General features: G+C 70.9%; 17 protein-coding genes. All 17 read left to right on the top strand.

Annotated features, from left to right (window positions below; translation table 11 throughout):
• Positions 1-180 precede the first annotated feature (180 nt).
• The 17 genes from BJ981_RS00690 (at position 181) to BJ981_RS00610 (ending at position 16,281) form a co-directional block, all read left to right on the top strand.
• On the top strand, positions 181-1,473 hold the full coding sequence (locus BJ981_RS00690) for a sensor histidine kinase (RefSeq protein ID WP_204070186.1): 1,293 nt from the start codon (positions 181-183) through the stop codon (positions 1,471-1,473).
• Positions 1,474-1,487: 14 nt separating this feature from the next.
• A complete protein-coding gene (locus tag BJ981_RS00685; protein ID WP_184615419.1) occupies positions 1,488-2,129 on the top strand; it encodes a response regulator transcription factor in 642 nt (213 codons plus the stop codon).
• Positions 2,130-2,433: 304 nt separating this feature from the next.
• Complete coding sequence (rpmE, locus tag BJ981_RS00680) at positions 2,434-2,652, top strand: 50S ribosomal protein L31 (protein WP_184607810.1); 219 nt, start codon at positions 2,434-2,436, stop codon at positions 2,650-2,652.
• A 123-nt stretch (positions 2,653-2,775) separates the two neighbouring features.
• The gene (gene prfA, locus BJ981_RS00675; protein ID WP_184607809.1) at positions 2,776-3,828 is read left to right on the top strand and encodes a peptide chain release factor 1; all 1,053 of its coding nucleotides are present in this window, start codon (positions 2,776-2,778) and stop codon (positions 3,826-3,828) included.
• 64 nt (positions 3,829-3,892) lie between these two features.
• Positions 3,893-4,747 carry a peptide chain release factor N(5)-glutamine methyltransferase gene (gene prmC, locus BJ981_RS00670; RefSeq protein ID WP_184607808.1) on the top strand — a complete coding sequence of 285 codons (855 nt, stop codon included), beginning with the start codon at positions 3,893-3,895 and terminating at the stop codon, positions 4,745-4,747.
• A gap of 78 nt (positions 4,748-4,825) precedes the next feature.
• Complete coding sequence (locus tag BJ981_RS00665) at positions 4,826-5,620, top strand: L-threonylcarbamoyladenylate synthase (protein WP_184607807.1); 795 nt, start codon at positions 4,826-4,828, stop codon at positions 5,618-5,620.
• A 147-nt stretch (positions 5,621-5,767) separates the two neighbouring features.
• Complete coding sequence (locus tag BJ981_RS00660; RefSeq protein ID WP_184607806.1) at positions 5,768-7,264, top strand: chromosomal replication initiator protein DnaA; 1,497 nt, start codon at positions 5,768-5,770, stop codon at positions 7,262-7,264.
• Between the two features lie 15 nt (positions 7,265-7,279).
• Positions 7,280-7,660, top strand: a complete 381-nt coding sequence (locus BJ981_RS00655; protein ID WP_184607805.1) for a hypothetical protein — start codon at positions 7,280-7,282, stop codon at positions 7,658-7,660.
• Positions 7,661-7,762: 102 nt separating this feature from the next.
• Entirely contained in the window at positions 7,763-9,079 is a 1,317-nt protein-coding gene (gene glyA, locus BJ981_RS00650) for a serine hydroxymethyltransferase (RefSeq protein ID WP_184607804.1), read from the top strand.
• Between the two features lie 60 nt (positions 9,080-9,139).
• On the top strand, positions 9,140-10,366 hold the full coding sequence (locus BJ981_RS00645; RefSeq protein ID WP_184607803.1) for a glycosyltransferase family 4 protein: 1,227 nt from the start codon (positions 9,140-9,142) through the stop codon (positions 10,364-10,366).
• 138 nt (positions 10,367-10,504) lie between these two features.
• Positions 10,505-10,936 carry a Cg1360 family ATP-synthase-associated protein gene (locus tag BJ981_RS00640; protein ID WP_184607802.1) on the top strand — a complete coding sequence of 144 codons (432 nt, stop codon included), beginning with the start codon at positions 10,505-10,507 and terminating at the stop codon, positions 10,934-10,936.
• Positions 10,937-11,219: 283 nt separating this feature from the next.
• Positions 11,220-12,011, top strand: a complete 792-nt coding sequence (atpB, locus tag BJ981_RS00635; RefSeq protein WP_184607801.1) for a F0F1 ATP synthase subunit A — start codon at positions 11,220-11,222, stop codon at positions 12,009-12,011.
• Positions 12,012-12,075: 64 nt separating this feature from the next.
• Entirely contained in the window at positions 12,076-12,303 is a 228-nt protein-coding gene (gene atpE, locus BJ981_RS00630; RefSeq protein ID WP_184607800.1) for an ATP synthase F0 subunit C, read from the top strand.
• 30 nt (positions 12,304-12,333) lie between these two features.
• Positions 12,334-12,873, top strand: a complete 540-nt coding sequence (locus BJ981_RS00625) for a F0F1 ATP synthase subunit B (protein WP_204070187.1) — start codon at positions 12,334-12,336, stop codon at positions 12,871-12,873.
• A complete protein-coding gene (locus BJ981_RS00620) occupies positions 12,873-13,682 on the top strand; it encodes a F0F1 ATP synthase subunit delta (protein ID WP_184607798.1) in 810 nt (269 codons plus the stop codon). Before BJ981_RS00625 ends, BJ981_RS00620 begins: the two co-directional genes overlap by 1 nt.
• A 40-nt stretch (positions 13,683-13,722) precedes the next feature.
• Positions 13,723-15,375 carry a F0F1 ATP synthase subunit alpha gene (atpA, locus tag BJ981_RS00615; protein ID WP_184607797.1) on the top strand — a complete coding sequence of 551 codons (1,653 nt, stop codon included), beginning with the start codon at positions 13,723-13,725 and terminating at the stop codon, positions 15,373-15,375.
• Between the two features lie 3 nt (positions 15,376-15,378).
• Positions 15,379-16,281: a F0F1 ATP synthase subunit gamma gene (locus tag BJ981_RS00610; protein WP_184607796.1), complete on the top strand. Its 903-nt coding sequence runs from the start codon at positions 15,379-15,381 to the stop codon at positions 16,279-16,281.
• Positions 16,282-16,290 lie beyond the last annotated feature (9 nt).

The following is a 16,290-nucleotide window of genomic DNA, read 5'->3' as shown; positions in this document are numbered from 1 at the left end:
GGGGTCGGCAAGGGGCCGCACAGGGGCCACAAGGTCTCGGCAAGGCGTCCGTAAGGTGGGGCCAGCCCTACGCCAAGGGGTGACGCCCGGCCCATGGCGCGGCGCCCCGCGGCTTGGCAGGCTCGTGACGTCAGGGCCGACGCGCACCACGCGGCCGACGTTCGACCGGAGGACGTGCGAATGACCGCCGATGCGACGACGCGCCGGCCGCTGCGCCGGCGCGTCCCGCTCGGGCCGTACGGCCCCCTGGGACTGCTCATCGACCCGATGACCTGGCGCGCGGTGCCGTACCTGTTCGTGGCCTCCTTCGCCACGGGGCTCACCTGGTTCGTGCTCCTCGCCGTAGGGCTCTCCACGGCGCTCGCGCTGGTCATCGTGTGGGCCGGGCTGCCGATGCTGTTGCTCGCGATGCTGCTGTGGCGCGGCGGCGCCATGCTGGAGCGCCGGGTGCTGCGCCTGGCGTTCGGCGTCGTCATCCCCGACCCGTACCGGCCGAGGCCGAAGGCGGGGGTGGTGCGGCATCTCGGCTGGCTGGTCGGCGACCCCGCCACCTGGAAGGACCTCGGCTACCTGCTGCTGCTGTTCCCGCTCGGCCTGAGCGAGTTCCTGGTCTCCCTGACGCTGTGGTCGTGCGCGATCGGGCTGCTCGCCCAGCCGGTGGTGGTGCTGTCCGGCGACACCACGGTGATCGGCGACGGTCTCGTGATCGACTCCCTGCCCGGGTCGCTGCCCTGGGCGCTCTGCGGGGTCGCGGCGCTGGTGGTCACGCTGTACGTCACGCGGGGCATGGCCTGGCTGCACGGCCTGCTCGCCGTCGCCCTGCTCGGCGCCGGGGACGAGGCACGGGTCAGGCATCTGCGGGCCAGCCGGGCCAGGGGAGTGGACGCCGCCGAGGCCGAGCGGCGCAGGATCGAGCGCGACCTGCACGACGGGGCCCAGCAGCGGCTGCTGTCGGTGGCGATGGAGCTCGGCAGGGCCCAGGCGAAGTTCGACTCCGCGCCCGAGGAGGCCAGGGAGCTGCTCGCCCGCGCCCACGCCGACGCCAAGGCCGCGATCGCCGAGCTGCGCGACCTCGCGCGGGGCATCTATCCGGCCATCCTGACCGACCGGGGCCTGGACGCCGCCCTGTCGGCGCTGGCCGCGCGGGCGCCGAACCGCGTGGACGTCGTGGTCGGGCTCGACGAGCGCCCGCCCGCCGCGGTCGAGAGCATCGCGTACTTCATCGTCGCCGAGTCGCTGGCCAATGTCGCCAAGCACTCGGTCGCCACCGAGGCGTCGGTGCTGGTGGGACGGGAGGGAGACCGGGTGGTGGTGGAGGTGCGCGACAACGGGATCGGCGGGGCCGAGGCGGTCCCGGGCGGCGGCCTGGCGGGGCTGGAGGACCGCGCGGCGACCATCGACGGCACGCTGACCATCGAGAGCCCGCCGGGCGGCCCCACGGTCGTCCGGGCCCGGCTACCGTACGAGTGGTGACGGGAGCGCGCGGGATGCGGGTCGTGATCGCCGAGGACTCGGTGCTGCTGCGCGAGGGCCTCGCCCGGCTCCTCGCCGACGGGGGCATCGACACGGTCGCCGCGGTCGGCGACGGCCCCGGGCTCGTCGACGCGGTGCGCGAGCACCGGCCGGACCTCGCCGTCGTCGACGTCCGCATGCCGCCGAGCCACACCGACGAGGGGCTGCGGGCCGCGCTGTCCGCCCGCGCCCTGGTGCCGGGCCTGCCGGTGCTGGTGCTGTCGCAGTACGTCGAGGAGCGGTACGCCACCGAGCTGATCGGGCGCGGCGCCGCGGCCGTCGGCTACCTGCTCAAGGAGCGCGTGGCCGACGTGGCCGAGTTCCTCGACGCCGTGCGCAGGGTCGCGGCCGGGGGCACCGTGATCGACCCGGAGGTCGTCGTCCAGTTGCTGAGCCGCCGCCGCGAGCCGGTCGGGTCGCTGACCGGCCGGGAGTCAGAGGTCCTCGGGCTCATGGCCGAGGGGCGGTCCAACAACGCGATCGCCGGGCGTCTCGGGGTCACCGAGGGGGCGGTCGAGAAGCACATCTCGGGGATCTTCGGCAAACTGGGGCTCGACCCCACGCCCGACGACCACCGACGGGTTCTCGCCGTCCTCGCCTACCTCGGCCGCTCCTAGGCCGCGGCGTCCCCACGGCGTGTTCCTTCCGGGAATCACGGTCACAGCCCGGCTTTTCCCCGAATGTGGGGCTTTAATTGGTTAACTCCGTAACATCGTGGTGACCGTACGCCGACTCTTGCGTCGACGGCCGGTGTCCGGGGTCGGCCGCGAGCGGCCGCGGGAATGGACGATGGCCTGGCGCGGTTACAGGATCTGGCACACTGGTAGCCGACCCATGGCGGTTCCGGTTCCCGCCCGTCCGCGCGTCACCCCGACGTGAGCGACCAAGGCGACCCGGCGGCCGCGCCCAGAGAGGACTGAGATGAAGCCCGACATCCACCCGCAGTACGGCACCACGCAGGTGACCTGCAGCTGCGGCAGCAGCTTCACCACCCGGAGCACCGCGAAGAACGGCGTGATCCACGCCGACGTCTGCTCCGCCTGCCACCCGTTCTACACGGGCAAGCAGAAGATCCTGGACACCGGCGGCCGGGTGGCCCGCTTCGAGAAGCGTTTCGGCAAGAAGCCCGCGAGCAAGTAGCCCGGCAAGCAGCGCCGGCCCGGAAGCGTCCCCCCATGCGGCGGGGGCGTGCCCGGGTCGGCGTTCTTGATGAAGGCCCGGTTTCTCGCCACGAAGCACGTCACGTAGGAAGAAGGTCGCACGGTGAACCTGGACGAGTTGCTCGCGGAGCACGCCGAGCTGGAGGTCAAGCTCGCCGATCCCGCCGTGCACGCCGACCAGAACCGGGCCCGCACCCTCGGCAGGCGCTACGCCCAGCTCACGCCCATCGTCGCCGCCTACCGCGAGCTGGAGGCCGTGCGCGACGATCTGGAGGCCGCCAGGGAGCTCGCCGCCGAGGACGCCGCCTTCGCCGACGAGATGGCCGAGCTGGAGGCCCGCGCGCCCCAGCTGGAGGAGCGCCTCAAGCACCTGCTCATCCCGCGCGATCCCAACGATGACAAGGACATCATCATGGAGATCAAGGCGGGCGAGGGCGGCGAGGAGTCCGCGCTGTTCGCCGGCGACCTTCTGCGCATGTACCTGCGCTACGCCGAGCGCGAGGGCTGGAAGACCGAGATCATCGACTCCCAGCAGTCCGACCTCGGCGGCTACAAGGACGTGACGGTCGCGATGAAGGGCAAGGGCGCCGACGGCGTCTGGTCGCGGCTGAAGTTCGAGGGCGGCGTCCACCGCGTGCAGCGCGTGCCGGTCACCGAGTCCCAGGGCCGCATCCACACCTCCGCCGCCGGCGTGCTGGTGTACCCCGAGGCCGAGGAGGTCGACGTCCAGATCGACCCCAACGACCTGCGCATCGACGTGTTCCGCAGCTCCGGGCCCGGCGGCCAGAGCGTCAACACCACCGACTCGGCGGTGCGCATCACGCACGTGCCCACCGGCGTCGTGGTGTCCTGCCAGAACGAGAAGAGCCAGCTCCAGAACAAGGAGTCGGCGCTGCGCATCCTGCGCGCCCGGCTGCTGGCCATCGCCCAGGAGCAGGCCGACGCCGCCGCCTCGGCCGAGCGCAAGTCCCAGGTTCGCACGGTCGACCGTTCCGAGCGCGTCCGCACCTACAATTTCCCGGAGAACCGCATCTCCGACCACCGGGTGGGGTTCAAGGCGTACAACCTCGACCAGGTGCTCGACGGCGATCTCTCGGCGGTCATCCAAGCGCTCATCGACGCCGAGATGGCGGAGAAGCTGGCCGCCCACGCGTGACCTCCGCCCGCCGACACGCCGCCCACCCAGAACGAGACAAGTCACGAAAATCGCGAAAACTGCCATGACCTTGCTGATGGACGAGATAGCGCTCGCCACCGCCCGGCTGGCCGAGGCGGGGGTTCCCTCACCGCGGACCGACGCCGAGGAGATCGCGGCGTTCGTCCACGGCGTCCGGCGTGGCCAGCTCCACACCGTGCCCGACGCGGAGTTCGACGCCCTGTTCTGGGAGGGCGTCGCCCGGCGCGAGGCCCGTGAGCCGCTCCAGCACATCACCGGGCGCGCCTACTTCCGGTACCTGTCCCTGGACGTCGGCCCCGGCGTCTTCGTCCCGAGACCCGAGACCGAGGTCGTCGCGGGCTGGGCGATCGACCGCCTCCGCGAGATGGACGTCGCCTCGCCCGTCGTCGTCGACCTCGGCACCGGCTCCGGGGCCATCGCGCTGTCGATCGCCCAGGAGGTCGCGCTCGCCCAGGTCCATGCCGTCGAGGTCGATCCGGTCGCCTACGGCTGGGCCAAGCGCAACATCGTCGAGCACGGCCAGGGCCGGGTGTCCCTCCACCCCGAGGACCTCGCCGACTGCCTGCCCGAACTCGACGGCCGCGTGGACCTGGTGATCTCCAACCCGCCCTACATTCCGCCCGGCGCCATCCCCCGTGACCCCGAGGTGCGCGACTACGACCCCTCCCGCGCCCTGTACGGCTCGGGCGAGGACGGCCTGGACGAGGTGCGCGCCGTGGAGCGGACGGCACGGCGGCTGTTGCGCCCGGGCGGGCTCGTCGCGGTCGAGCACGCCGACCAGCAGGGCTCGTCGGTCTACCTTGAGTTCTCCGAGGAGCGCGGGTGGCGCGACACCCGCGACCACACCGATCTCGCCGGGCGCGACCGCTACGTCACCGCCCGTTTCGGCCAGGAATGAGGCCACGATGACAGGGACGCGGTCCATGCGCGACGCCCCTGGCGGGACGGCCCGTCCGACATGGGAGGATGACAAGTCGTGATCCGACGTTATGACCTTTCCAACAGCGAGGAGCGCGCGGTCGGGCTCGCCGACGCGGCCGCCGCGATCCGCGCGGGCGAGCTGGTCGTGCTCCCGACCGACACGGTCTACGGCCTCGGCGCCGACGCCTTCACGCACTACTCCGTGGGCAAACTGCTGGAGACCAAGGGCCGCGGCAGGGACATGCCCGTGCCGGTCCTGGTCGGCACCGTGCGCGCCGCCACCGCCCTGATCGAGGACCTCGGCGCCTACGGGCAGGACCTCATCGACGCCTTCTGGCCCGGCCCGCTCACCCTGGTCTGCAAGGCCGGCCGGTCCCTGACCTGGGACCTCGGCGAGACGAAGGGCACCGTCGCGGTCCGCATGCCGCTGCACGCCGTCGCGCTCGAACTGCTGAAAGACACCGGTCCCATGGCGGTGAGCAGCGCCAACATCTCCGGCGCCCCACCCGCCAGGACCGCGGCCGAGGCCGAGGCGATGCTCGGGGAGGCGGTCGGCGTCTACCTGGAGGCCGGGCCCCTCACGGAGAACGTCCCCTCCACGATCCTCGACCTCACCACGCCGGTGCCCCGCGTGCTGCGCAAGGGCGCGATCCCGGTCGACAAGCTGCGGGCGATCGTCGGCTACCTCGCCACCGACGCCGACCCGGAGCCCGAGCTCGAGAACGCCCCGGCGGACGAGAAGGCCGCGGCCGACGAGAAGGCCGCGACCGAGGAGAAGCGGGACAAGGACGGAAGCTCCGAGAAGCCGGAGACGGCCGCGCGCGCTCAGAAGGCGGACGGCGAGGCCTGAGCCGGCCCGCCCCGGCGGGCGCCGCGTCCCTCCCGCCGGGGTGACCGCGAATCATGCCGTGTGGCTATCGCCGGGCCCTGCGGGCGGGCGCCGACGTTACCGTGAAGCGCGTCCGCGCTCTTGAGCGACGGGCCGTGGCGAGGGAGCATGGCTGCGGGCAGGGCGCGGCCCTTCTCTGACGAGCGGCCGGCGGAGCGCGACCACGAGCAAGGGGAGACGCCGATGGGCAAGCTGGACGGCATGGACCCCAAGCTGGTCCGCGATCTGCTGGCCGAGGTCGGGCGCGCGGGGCACCAGATGCGGACGGTCGAGTCGCGCATCGCCCAGCTCACCGGCGCGGCGGGCCTGTCCGTTCCCGCGACGCACCGCCCGGCCCAGGTGGCCGACGCCGGGGACACGCTGGTCAAGGACGTCACCGCCCGCCTGGTCCTTCTGGAGAAGAAAGAGAAGCAGAAGGAGCCGGACGCCGGCCCGAAGACCATGAAGCAGAAGGCCCCCGAGAAGCAGGACCCTCCCAAGGGCGACAAGGGCGACAAGGACGACGCGCCCAAGAAGGACAAGAGCGATAAGGGCGACAAGCACGGCGCTCCCACCTCGGACTCCCAGACCAAGGACAAGCCCGAGAAGCACGACAAGCCCGAGAAGCAGACCCCGCCGCCGACGTCGGACAAGACCGACAAGCACGACGCTCCCAAGGAGCACAAGCCGGAGAAGCACGAGAAGTCCGACCCGCCGAAGAGCGACAACACGCACAAGGTCGACCCGCCTCAGGCGGACAAGCCGGACACCCGGCAAACCCCCCACGGCGACAACGCCCCCCGGGAGAAGCAGGACGCCCCCAAGCACGACAACACTCCGAAGCACGAGGCCCCGAAGCACGAGACGCCCAAGCATGACGCGCCCAAGCACGAGGCGCCCAAGCACGAGGCTCCGAAGCATGACTCGGCGCCCAAGGTGGATCCGGAGCCCAAGGGGCACTCCGCTCCCAAGGCGGATCCCGAGCCCAAGGGTGATCCGGCGCCCAAGCAGGATGACTCGCCCAAGGGCGGCGAGCCGCAGTACGTGGAGCCGTACGCGGGCGCGCCGCAGGGCGGGGGAGACGGCGGCGGGCTCGACACGCCGGCGCCGGACAACTCCCACGACGTCGACACCTCGGGCGAGCGCACGCGCGTGATCGACGTGGACGGCGTCCGGGTGGTCGAGGTGACCATGGACCCGCCGAGCCAGGAGCATCTGGACTGGCTGTCGCGGAACATGGACAAGATCCCGCCCATGGAGCAGCCGGTCGTCGTCCCGCCCGACGGCGCGCAGCCCGGCCACCCGCGAGCCGACGGCCCGATCGGCTCCCTCCCGCCCGGCGATCCGTCCGGATCGGCGAAGCCGTCGGCCCCGCTGCCGCCCGACGGAGGCGCCGCCGCCGCTTACCAGGCTCCAGCGGCCCCTGAGAGCGCCGCAGGACCTTCGGCACAGATCCACTCGGGCGTCCACATGGCCTCGGACCCTCCGCCCCGTCCCGGTGATCTCAGCGGCCCCGGCGCGCACCCCGCCGGCCCCTACGGCGACGACCCGTCCGAGGGGCCGCCGCCGCCCCCGGGGCATGGTCCGGGTCCGGACGGGTACCGGCCCTCGTCGTCCGGTTCGTAAGGAGGGGTGTCCGACATGTACGCAGACCCGCCCGCGCCCAAGCCCCTCCAGCCCGGCGAGACGCCGCCCGCGTCCACCTCCGACCCGCTCGGCCTGGACGGGCAGGCGACGAGCTGGCGCTTCAACCCCGAGTACCAGAAGCTCGTGGACCTGTGGCAGCAGGCCCTGCCGTTGCTGGAGGGGCTCACCGGCTCGCTGGACAAGGCGTACCAGATGGCACGCAGCCGCGACGTCTGGGACGCGCCCGTCGCCGAGCGGTACGTCCAGGACATGGGGGAGTGGCGCACCCGTCTCGGCATGTACCGCCAGGCCGTGCTCACCGCGATCAGCGACCAGGCCGCGGACACCCCCCGCTGGGTGCCGGTCGCCTCGTCGGCCCCGCACGCCTACAACTGACCCGCCGCCCGCGGCGGCGCGCCGCGGCACACCGGGACATACAGTGGGGAGATCGGTGGTCCTCGTGCGCTTCCGCGCGAGGAAGGGGACGGTGATCGAGCCATGGCGGCGAAAGGACCCGGCCACGAACCACGCCGGCCCGGCGGCGGGCCCGAGTGCGCCGGGGACGTCTTCTACGGCGCCGACTTCGCGGAGCTGTGGCAGGAGGATCCCGAGGTCGCGCGCATCCTGCTGGACGAGGTCGAGCGGCTCAGGGGCGGCCTGCAGCTCATCGCCAGCGAGAACTTCACCTCACCCGCGGTGATGGCTGCGCTCGGCTCCACGCTGACCAACAAGTACGCCGAGGGCTATCCGGGCAGGCGCTACTACGGCGGCTGCGAGGTCGTGGACCGGGCGGAGCGGCTGGCCGTCGACCGGGCGAAGGACCTGTTCGGCGCCGACCACGCCAACGTGCAGCCCCATTCGGGCGCGTCCGCCAACCTCGCCGCGTACGCCGCGCTGCTGCGGCCGGGCGACACGATGCTGGCCATGGCGCTGTCCCACGGCGGTCACCTGACGCACGGCTCGAAGGTCAACTTCTCGGGCCGCTGGTTCGACGTGGTGGCGTACGGCGTGCGGCGCGACACCGAGACGATCGACTACGACGAGGTGCGCGACCTGGCGCTGCGCCACCGGCCCAAGCTGATCGTCTGCGGGGCCACCGCCTACCCCAGGCTGATCGACTTCGCGGTGTTCCGCGGCGTCGCCGACGAGGTGGGGGCGTGGCTGCTCGCGGACGTCGCGCACACGATCGGCCTGGTGGCGGGCGGCGTGGTGCCCTCACCGGTCCCGCACGCCGACGTCGTGACGTTCACCACGCACAAGGCGCTGCGGGGGCCGCGGGGCGGGGCGATCCTGTGCACCGAGGAGCTGGCCTCCCGCGTCGACCGCGCGGTGTTCCCGTTCACCCAGGGAGGGCCGCTGATGCACGCGATCGCGGCGAAGGCCGTGGCCTTCGGCGAGGCCGCCCGGCCGGAGTTCCGCGCGTACGCCGGGCGGGTGGTCGCCAACGCCCGGGCGCTGGCGGGGGCGCTCGAGGAGGAGGGGATGCGCCCGGTCTCGGGCGGCACCGACACCCATCTGGCCCTCGTGGACCTGCGCCCGCTCGGGGTGACGGGGGCCGACGCGGAACGGGCCTGCGCCCGTGCGAAGATCACTCTCAACCGCAACGCGATCCCCTACGATCCGCTGCCTCCGGCGGTGACGTCGGGCGTCCGGCTCGGCACGCCGTGCGTGACCACGCAGGGCATGGGGGTGACGGAGATGAAGGAGATCGCGTCGATGGTGGCGCACGCGGTGGGCGATCCGGGTGCGATAACGTCGGTGGCCGAGCGGGTGACGCGGCTCACACGGAGTCATCCGGCGTATCCACGAGGTTAATGTGCGGTTCTGTGCAGTTTTCCGGTCCCAGGTGACCGGACAATCCGGGAAACTAGGTACGTGCGCGAATACACACTCATAGCGCTGGTGGCGGCGGCGGTCACTTACCTGCTGGTCCCCCTGGTCAGGGTGTTCGCGCTCCGCATCGGCGCCGCGCCGGAGATCCGCGAGCGCGACGTGCACACCGTCCGGACCCCGCGCCTCGGCGGCCTGGCGATGTACGCCGGCATGCTGGCCGGGCTCTTCGTCGCGAGCCGCCTGGACCATATCGGGGCCACTCTGGCCGACCCCACGGTGGGTGAGGGCCAGACCGTCATCGCGCTGGCCCTCGCGGGCGGCGTCATCGTGCTCACCGGCTTCCTCGACGACTGGTGGGGCATGGACGCCCTGGTCAAACTGGGCGGGCAGATCGCCGCCGCCGGTCTGCTGGTGGCGTTCAAGCTGACGCTCCTGTGGGTGCCGCTGCCCAACGGCAACACCGTGAGCCTCGACAGCACGCTGCAGACCGTCATCACGATCCTCGTCGTGGTGGTCGCCATCAACGCCGTGAACTTCGTGGACGGCCTGGACGGCCTCGCGGCGGGCATCGTCGGCATCGCCGCGATGGCGACGTTCGTGTGGACGATCGCGCTGACCGACAGCCTGGAACAGGGCCGGCTGAGCGTCACGGCGGCGATCACGGCGATCCTCATCGGCATGTGCCTGGGCTTCCTGCCGCACAACTTCCACCCGTCCAAGATCTTCATGGGCGACACCGGCGCCATGCTCATCGGCCTCGTGCTCGCCACCTCGGTCGTCACGGTGACCGGCACCGTCGACTACCGGGGAGCCTCCGAGGACATCAACCGGTTCCCCGTCGTGCTGCCGATCCTGCTGCCGCTCGCGGTGATGGTGCTCCCGCTGGCCGACCTGGTCATGGCGGTGGTCCGGCGCACCTCGCGCGGCAAGTCGCCGCTCGCGCCCGACCGCGGCCACCTGCACCACCGCCTGCTGCAGATCGGGCACTCCCACCGCCGCACCGTGCTGATCATGTACGCGTGGTCGTTCCTGTTCGCCGCCACGGTCGTCGGCTTCTCGGTGGGCGGCGTGCCGCTGATCGTGTTCCCCCTCGTCGTGTTGTTCGCCATAGTCGTGCTGCTGCTCATGGGCCTGCCGCGGTGGCGGTCGGGGCGCGGCAAAGGAGGGGCGCACTCCTCGCGGCGCGGCCCCGGTCCCGGCTCCGGCCCGGCCCCGGCGGACCCGCCCGTCGCCGAGGGCACCTCGCGCGCCACCGCCGCGACCGGCTGAAACGTCCGTTCACCCCCTCGAAAGCCCAGGTAAAGGCGCTCCTTCATGAGCTTGTGATACCTTTCACTAGCAGGGGCGGGTACGACCCGCCCCGCGAGGTAGCAATCGCTCGCTTGACAACTGTTCTTTGGAGCACCGATGCAGGCCAACGACCTCCAGATTCTCCGGGCGGCCGCGATGCCGGCGGCGCTGGCCGGGCTGATAGCCGTCGTCGCCGCGGCGTTCGCCGAGGGCGCCAAGGGAGCGCTCGGCGCGGGCATCGGGGTGCTGGTCGTGGCGGCCTTCTTCACCATCAGTCTCATCGCGGTGACCTACGCGGCGCGCGTCTCGCCCACCATGATGATGGCCGCGGCCCTCGGCACCTTCCTGACGAAGATCCTGCTGCTGGCCGTGACGCTGGAGTACTTCGCGGACGCCACCGTGTGGCACCCGGGAGCCTTCACCCTCACCGTCATCGCGTGCACGATCTGCTGGACCATCGGCGAGGCGCGCGGCTTCCTCAAACTCAAGATCCTCTATGTCGACCCCACTGTGAAGGTCCCGGGCGTGGTCGAGGAGAAGCGGACGTGACGCGTCGCGTTCTGACCTCCGCGAACTTGCCCTACACTCGCCTTGGCAGACGGGGCGGGACCGATCATCGCCGAGCGCCTGAGGCCATGGCCTCGCGAGGCTGGCTCGATATGACTAGTCACGGCCACGCCTGCTATTGTCGCGTGCGCGGCAGGGGAACGTTCGCCTGTGCCATCGAGTCCTGGCCTCCTCGCCCTCTTCACACTTCTTCTCCGGCGGGCCTCTCCTACCCGCGGCCACCGGAGGGCCTCTTGACCGATCATCACGACGAAGGGAACGACGAGTGAGCGCCACGCTGACGCCTCTCGCCTCCGATGAGTTCCATGCTCCGGGGTTGGGCCTTTTCGACTGGCCGCCGATCGTCGACGGTCAGGCCTGGTTCAACAAGCCCGCGCTCTACGCGCTGATCGCCGTGCTCGTGGTCGTGGTCTTCTCCTTCTTCGCCTTCTCCCGGCCGAAGCTCGTGCCGCGCGGCGTGCAGAACGTCGGCGAACTCGCCTACGAGTTCGTCCGCGACCAGATCGCCAGGCCGAACCTGGGCAAGAACAGCGACCGGTGGATGCCGCTGCTGTTCAGCCTGTTCCTGTTCGTGTGGATCATGAACCTGTTCGGCTCGGTCATCTTCATCCAGTTCCCGGTCATGTCGCGCATCGGCTATCCGGCGATCCTGTCCATCGGCATCTGGCTGCTGGTGATGTACCTGGGCATCAAGCACCAGGGCCCCATCGGCTTCTTCAAGAACGTGATGTTCCCCCCGGGCCTCCCCGGCTGGATCTACGTCCTGGTCGCCCCGATCGAGCTGGTCTCGACGTTCTTCCTGCGCCACATCACCCACGCGGTGCGACTCTTCGCCACCATGATGGCCGGGCACCTGATCGTGGCCCTGTTCTCCGAGGTCGGCTGGCACTTCCTGTTCGTCAAGCTGACGCCGCTCGGCGCCCCGCTCGGCGTGCTCGGGGTTCTCATGACGATCCTGCTCACCGCCTTCGAGCTCTTCATCCAGGCGCTGCAGGCCTACGTCTTCGCGCTGCTGGCGGCGATGTACATCAACGACGCGCTCCACGCCGCGCACTGAGAGATTCCACAGTCCGTCCTAACCCCGGTGGACGTTCCACTGGTCGATAGAAAAGGAAACACGCATGTCTGTCCTCGCTGACGTGACCGGCAACCTCGGCTCCATCGGCTACGGCCTCGCCGCGATCGGCCCCGGCATCGGCATCGGCATCATCTTCGGCCAGGGCGTGCAGGCCATCGCCCGCCAGCCGGAGGCCTACGGCCTGATCCGCCAGAACATGATCCTGGGCTTCGTGTTCGCCGAGGCGCTCGCCCTCATCGGTATCGCGCTCGCGTTCGCCTTCCGGGCCTGACGCGACCCTCCCTGGCGGAAGGTGGCAATTGTGTATCTGGTAGCGGCAGAAGAAGCTCCCAACCCTCTCCTGCCCGGCGTGGCGGAGATGGTGGTCGGCGGGTTCGCGTTCCTGCTGGTCCTGTTCTTCGTCGGCCGTCTCTTGGTGCCCCGCCTCCAGAAGACCCTGGAGATGCGGGCCGACGCCATCGAGGGCGGTCTCAAGCGGGCCGAGGAGGCACAGGCCGCGGCCCAGCGCACGCTGGAGGAGTACCGCGCCAAGCTCGACGAGGCCCGCCACGACGCGGCCCGGCTGCGGGAAGAGGCCCGCGAGCAGGCCGCGCAGATCAAGGCGGAGCTGCGCGAGGAGGCCCAGGCCGAGGCCCGGCGCCTGATCGAGTCCGCGCACGCGCAGATCGAGGCCGACCGCCGGCAGGCGTTCGCCCAGCTGCAGGCCGAGCTCGGCCGTCTGGCCACCGATCTGGCCGGCCGCATCGTCGGCGAGTCCCTCGAGGACGAGGCGCGTCAGAGCCGGGTCGTGGACCGCTTCCTCACGGAGCTGGAGTCCGCGGACGGGGCGGCGGTGCGCTGATGAGAGGCCTGAGCCGTAGCTCGCTCGCCGAGGTCGAGGAGCGCTTCAACGCGGTCGCCGGCACGGCCGACCTCGGCCGCGTGGCCGAGGACCTGCTGGCGGTCTCCGTGCTGCTCGACCGCGAGCACGGGCTCCGCCGCAACCTCGCCGACCCCGCCCGCACCGCGGAGCGGAAGGACGAGGTCGTGCGGTCCCTGCTGTCCGGCAGGATCAGCGACGCCGCCCTGGAGACGGTCGTCGCGGCCGTCTCCGTCAAGTGGTCGAAGTCCGTCGACCTCGCCGACGCGCTGGAGCGGCTCAGCGTCATCGCCTCGGTCGCCGAGGCCGAGTCCCAGGGCAGGCTCGACGATGTGGAGGACGAGCTCTTCCGCTTCGGCCGCATCGTCGAGGCCAACCCCGAGCTGCGCCACGCGCTTGCCGACCCGGCGGTCCCCGCCGAGGCCAAGCGCGGCCTGCTGGCCGACCTGCTCGGCGACAAGGTGGCCCCGTCCACGTTGCGGCTGGTCACGCAGCTTGCGCTCTACCCCAGAGGACGTAGCTTGGAACGGGGGCTGGATGAGTACATCCAGCTCGTGGCGGAGCAGCGACAGCAATTTGTCGCCGTGGTGCGCAGCGCGGTTCCGCTGACCGACGCGCAGCGGCAGCGTCTCGCCGCCTGGTTGCGCACCACGTACGGTCGCGACGTCCACCTGAACGTCGAGGTGGACCCAAAGGTGATCGGTGGATTCTCCGTCCGTCTGGGCGATGAGTTGATCGACACCACGATCGCAGGACGTATTGAAGAAGTCCGCCGCCGGTTGGCCGGCTAGCAGAGTCAGGGCGGCCGATGATTAGGGAGACTGAAGAGAGATGGCGGAGCTGACGATCCGGCCGGACGAGATCCGGAACGCGCTTGAGCGCTTCGTCCAGGCGTACGAGCCGGAAGGGGCTGCCCGAGAGGAGATCGGGACCGTCGTCGATGCCGGCGACGGCATCGCCCACATCTCCGGCCTTCCCTCGGCGATGGCGAACGAGCTGCTTGAGTTCGAGGACGGCACGCGTGGCCTGGCACTGAACCTGGACGTCCGGGAGATCGGTGCCGTTATCCTGGGCGACTTCAGCGGCATCGAAGAGGGCCAGTCGGTCCGCCGGACGGGCGAGGTCCTGTCCGCGCCGGTCGGCGACGCCTTCCTCGGCCGCGTCGTCGACGCGCTGGGCAACCCGCTGGACGGCAAGGGCCCGATCGAGGCCGAGACCCGCCGTCCGCTGGAGCTGCAGGCCCCCTCGGTGGTCCAGCGCCAGCCGGTGAAGGAGCCCCTGCAGACCGGCATCAAGGCGATCGACGCCATGACGCCGATCGGCCGCGGCCAGCGCCAGCTCATCATCGGCGACCGCGGCACCGGCAAGACCGCGATCGCCGTGGACACGATCCTCAACCAGCGCGAGAACTGGGCCAGCGGCGACCCCACCAAGCAGGTCCGCTGCGTCTACGTCGCGATCGGCCAGAAGGGCTCCACGATCGCGCAGGTGCGCGCCCGCCTCGAGGAGGCCGGCGCCCTGGAGTACACCACCATCGTCGCCGCGCCCGCCTCCGACGCGGCCGGCTTCAAGTACATCGCCCCCTACACCGGTTCGGCCATCGGCCAGCACTGGATGTACCAGGGCAAGCACGTGCTCATCGTCTTCGACGACCTGAGCAAGCAGGCCGACGCCTACCGCGCCGTGTCCCTGCTGCTGCGCCGCCCGCCGGGCCGCGAGGCGTTCCCCGGCGACGTGTTCTACTTGCACTCCCGCCTGCTGGAGCGCTGCGCCAAGCTGTCGAACGACATGGGCGCCGGATCGATGACCGGCCTGCCGATCATCGAGACCAAGGGCAACGACGTGTCGGCGTTCATCCCGACCAACGTCATCTCCATCACCGACGGCCAGTGCTTCCTGGAGACCGACCTGTTCAACGCCGGCGTCCGCCCGGCGATCAACGTCGGTGTCTCGGTCTCCCGGGTCGGCGGCTCGGCGCAGATCAAGGCGATGCGCAAGGTCGCCGGCACGCTGCGCCTGTCGCTGTCGCAGTACCGCGACCTGGAGGCCTTCGCGGCGTTCGCCTCCGACCTGGACGCGGCCTCCCGCGCCCAGCTGGAGCGCGGCGCCCGCCTGGTCGAGCTGCTCAAGCAGCCGCAGTACTCGCCGTACCCGGTGGAGCGCGAGGTCGTCTCGGTGTGGGCCGGCACCAGCGGTGAGCTGGACGACGTCCCGCTCGAGGACATCGCCCGCTTCGAGGCCGAGTTCCTCGACTACGTCGCGACGAAGTACAAGGGCCTGCTCGACGGCCTCCGCGAGACCGGTGAGATCAACGACGACACCGTCACCACGCTCAAGGAGGCGATCACGGAATTCAAGAAGACGTTCCAGACCTCCTCCGGCGAGCTGCTCGTCAAGGACGAGCCGGTGACTCCGCTCGAGGCCGACGAGGTCGGCCAGGAGAAGGTCGTCCGGCACGTCCGTCCGACGGCCGAGAAGCAGTAGCCCATGGGTGCCCAGCTAAGACTGCTGCGGCGGCGCATCCGCTCGGTCAAGTCCACGGCGAAGATCACGCGTGCGCAGGAGCTGATCGCCTCCTCGCGCATCGTGAAGGCGCAGCAGCGCATGGAGGCCGCGGTCCCCTACGAGCGCGAGATCACGCGCGCGGTGTCGGCGGTGCTCAGCAACTCCGCCGACATCGACCACCCGCTGACCGTGGCCAAGGAGCAGCCCTCCAGCGCCGGGGTCCTGATCGTCACCAGCGACCGCGGCTTCGCCGGCGGCTTCAACGCGAACATCCTGCGCGAGGCCGAGGCGCTGGCCGGTCACCTGCGGGGACGCGGCCTGCAGGTCAAGCCGTTCGTCGTTGGCCGCAAGGGCATCACCTGGCATCGCTTCCGCGACCGGAGCATGAGCGGGGAGTGGTCGGGCTTCTCCGACAACCCGCTCTACGCCCACGCCAAGGAGATCGCCGACGCCCTGGTCTCCTCGTTCGAGGACCAGAACGGCATCGACGAGATCCACATCGTGTACACCGAGTTCGTCTCGATGCTCACGCAGCAGGTCCAGGTGAAGCGCGTCCTCCCGCTGGAGGTCGAGGAGACCACCGAACAGCCTCCCGGCGGGCCACTGCCGTACTACGAGTTCGAGCCGACCGCGGGCGAGGTGCTGAACCAGCTCCTGCCGCGCTACATCGAGTCGCGCATCTTCAACGCGCTGCTCCAGTCGGCCGCCTCCGAGCACGCCGCGCGTCGCCGCGCGATGAAGTCGGCGACCGACAACGCCAACGAGCTCATCCGCGTGTTCACCCAGCGGATGAACCAGGCGCGCCAGGCCGAGATCACCCAGGAAATCAGCGAGATCGTCGGTGGCGCGAACGCGCTGGCCGACGCCTCCGCGGGGAAAGAGTGAGAAACCACA

The sequence above is a fragment of the Sphaerisporangium krabiense genome, from assembly GCF_014200435.1.
Classification (GTDB): Bacteria; Actinomycetota; Actinomycetes; order Streptosporangiales; family Streptosporangiaceae; genus Sphaerisporangium; species Sphaerisporangium krabiense.
This window is presented reverse-complemented; position numbering and strand designations above follow the sequence as displayed.

What these genes read in the sequence shown, in the direction of transcription:
- BJ981_RS00685 (WP_184615419.1), top strand. Translation starts at nt 1,488, where the DNA reads ATGCGGGTCGTGATCGCCGAGGACTCGGTGCTGCTGCGCGAGGGCCTC.
- atpA (WP_184607797.1), top strand. Translation starts at nt 13,723, where the DNA reads ATGGCGGAGCTGACGATCCGGCCGGACGAGATCCGGAACGCGCTTGAG.
- BJ981_RS00620 (WP_184607798.1), top strand. Translation starts at nt 12,873, where the DNA reads ATGAGAGGCCTGAGCCGTAGCTCGCTCGCCGAGGTCGAGGAGCGCTTC.
- BJ981_RS00655 (WP_184607805.1), top strand. Translation starts at nt 7,280, where the DNA reads ATGTACGCAGACCCGCCCGCGCCCAAGCCCCTCCAGCCCGGCGAGACG.
- BJ981_RS00610 (WP_184607796.1), top strand. Translation starts at nt 15,379, where the DNA reads ATGGGTGCCCAGCTAAGACTGCTGCGGCGGCGCATCCGCTCGGTCAAG.
- atpE (WP_184607800.1), top strand. Translation starts at nt 12,076, where the DNA reads ATGTCTGTCCTCGCTGACGTGACCGGCAACCTCGGCTCCATCGGCTAC.
- prmC (WP_184607808.1), top strand. Translation starts at nt 3,893, where the DNA reads ATGACCTTGCTGATGGACGAGATAGCGCTCGCCACCGCCCGGCTGGCC.
- BJ981_RS00660 (WP_184607806.1), top strand. Translation starts at nt 5,768, where the DNA reads ATGGCTGCGGGCAGGGCGCGGCCCTTCTCTGACGAGCGGCCGGCGGAG.
- BJ981_RS00640 (WP_184607802.1), top strand. Translation starts at nt 10,505, where the DNA reads ATGCAGGCCAACGACCTCCAGATTCTCCGGGCGGCCGCGATGCCGGCG.
- rpmE (WP_184607810.1), top strand. Translation starts at nt 2,434, where the DNA reads ATGAAGCCCGACATCCACCCGCAGTACGGCACCACGCAGGTGACCTGC.
- glyA (WP_184607804.1), top strand. Translation starts at nt 7,763, where the DNA reads ATGGCGGCGAAAGGACCCGGCCACGAACCACGCCGGCCCGGCGGCGGG.
- BJ981_RS00690 (WP_204070186.1), top strand. Translation starts at nt 181, where the DNA reads ATGACCGCCGATGCGACGACGCGCCGGCCGCTGCGCCGGCGCGTCCCG.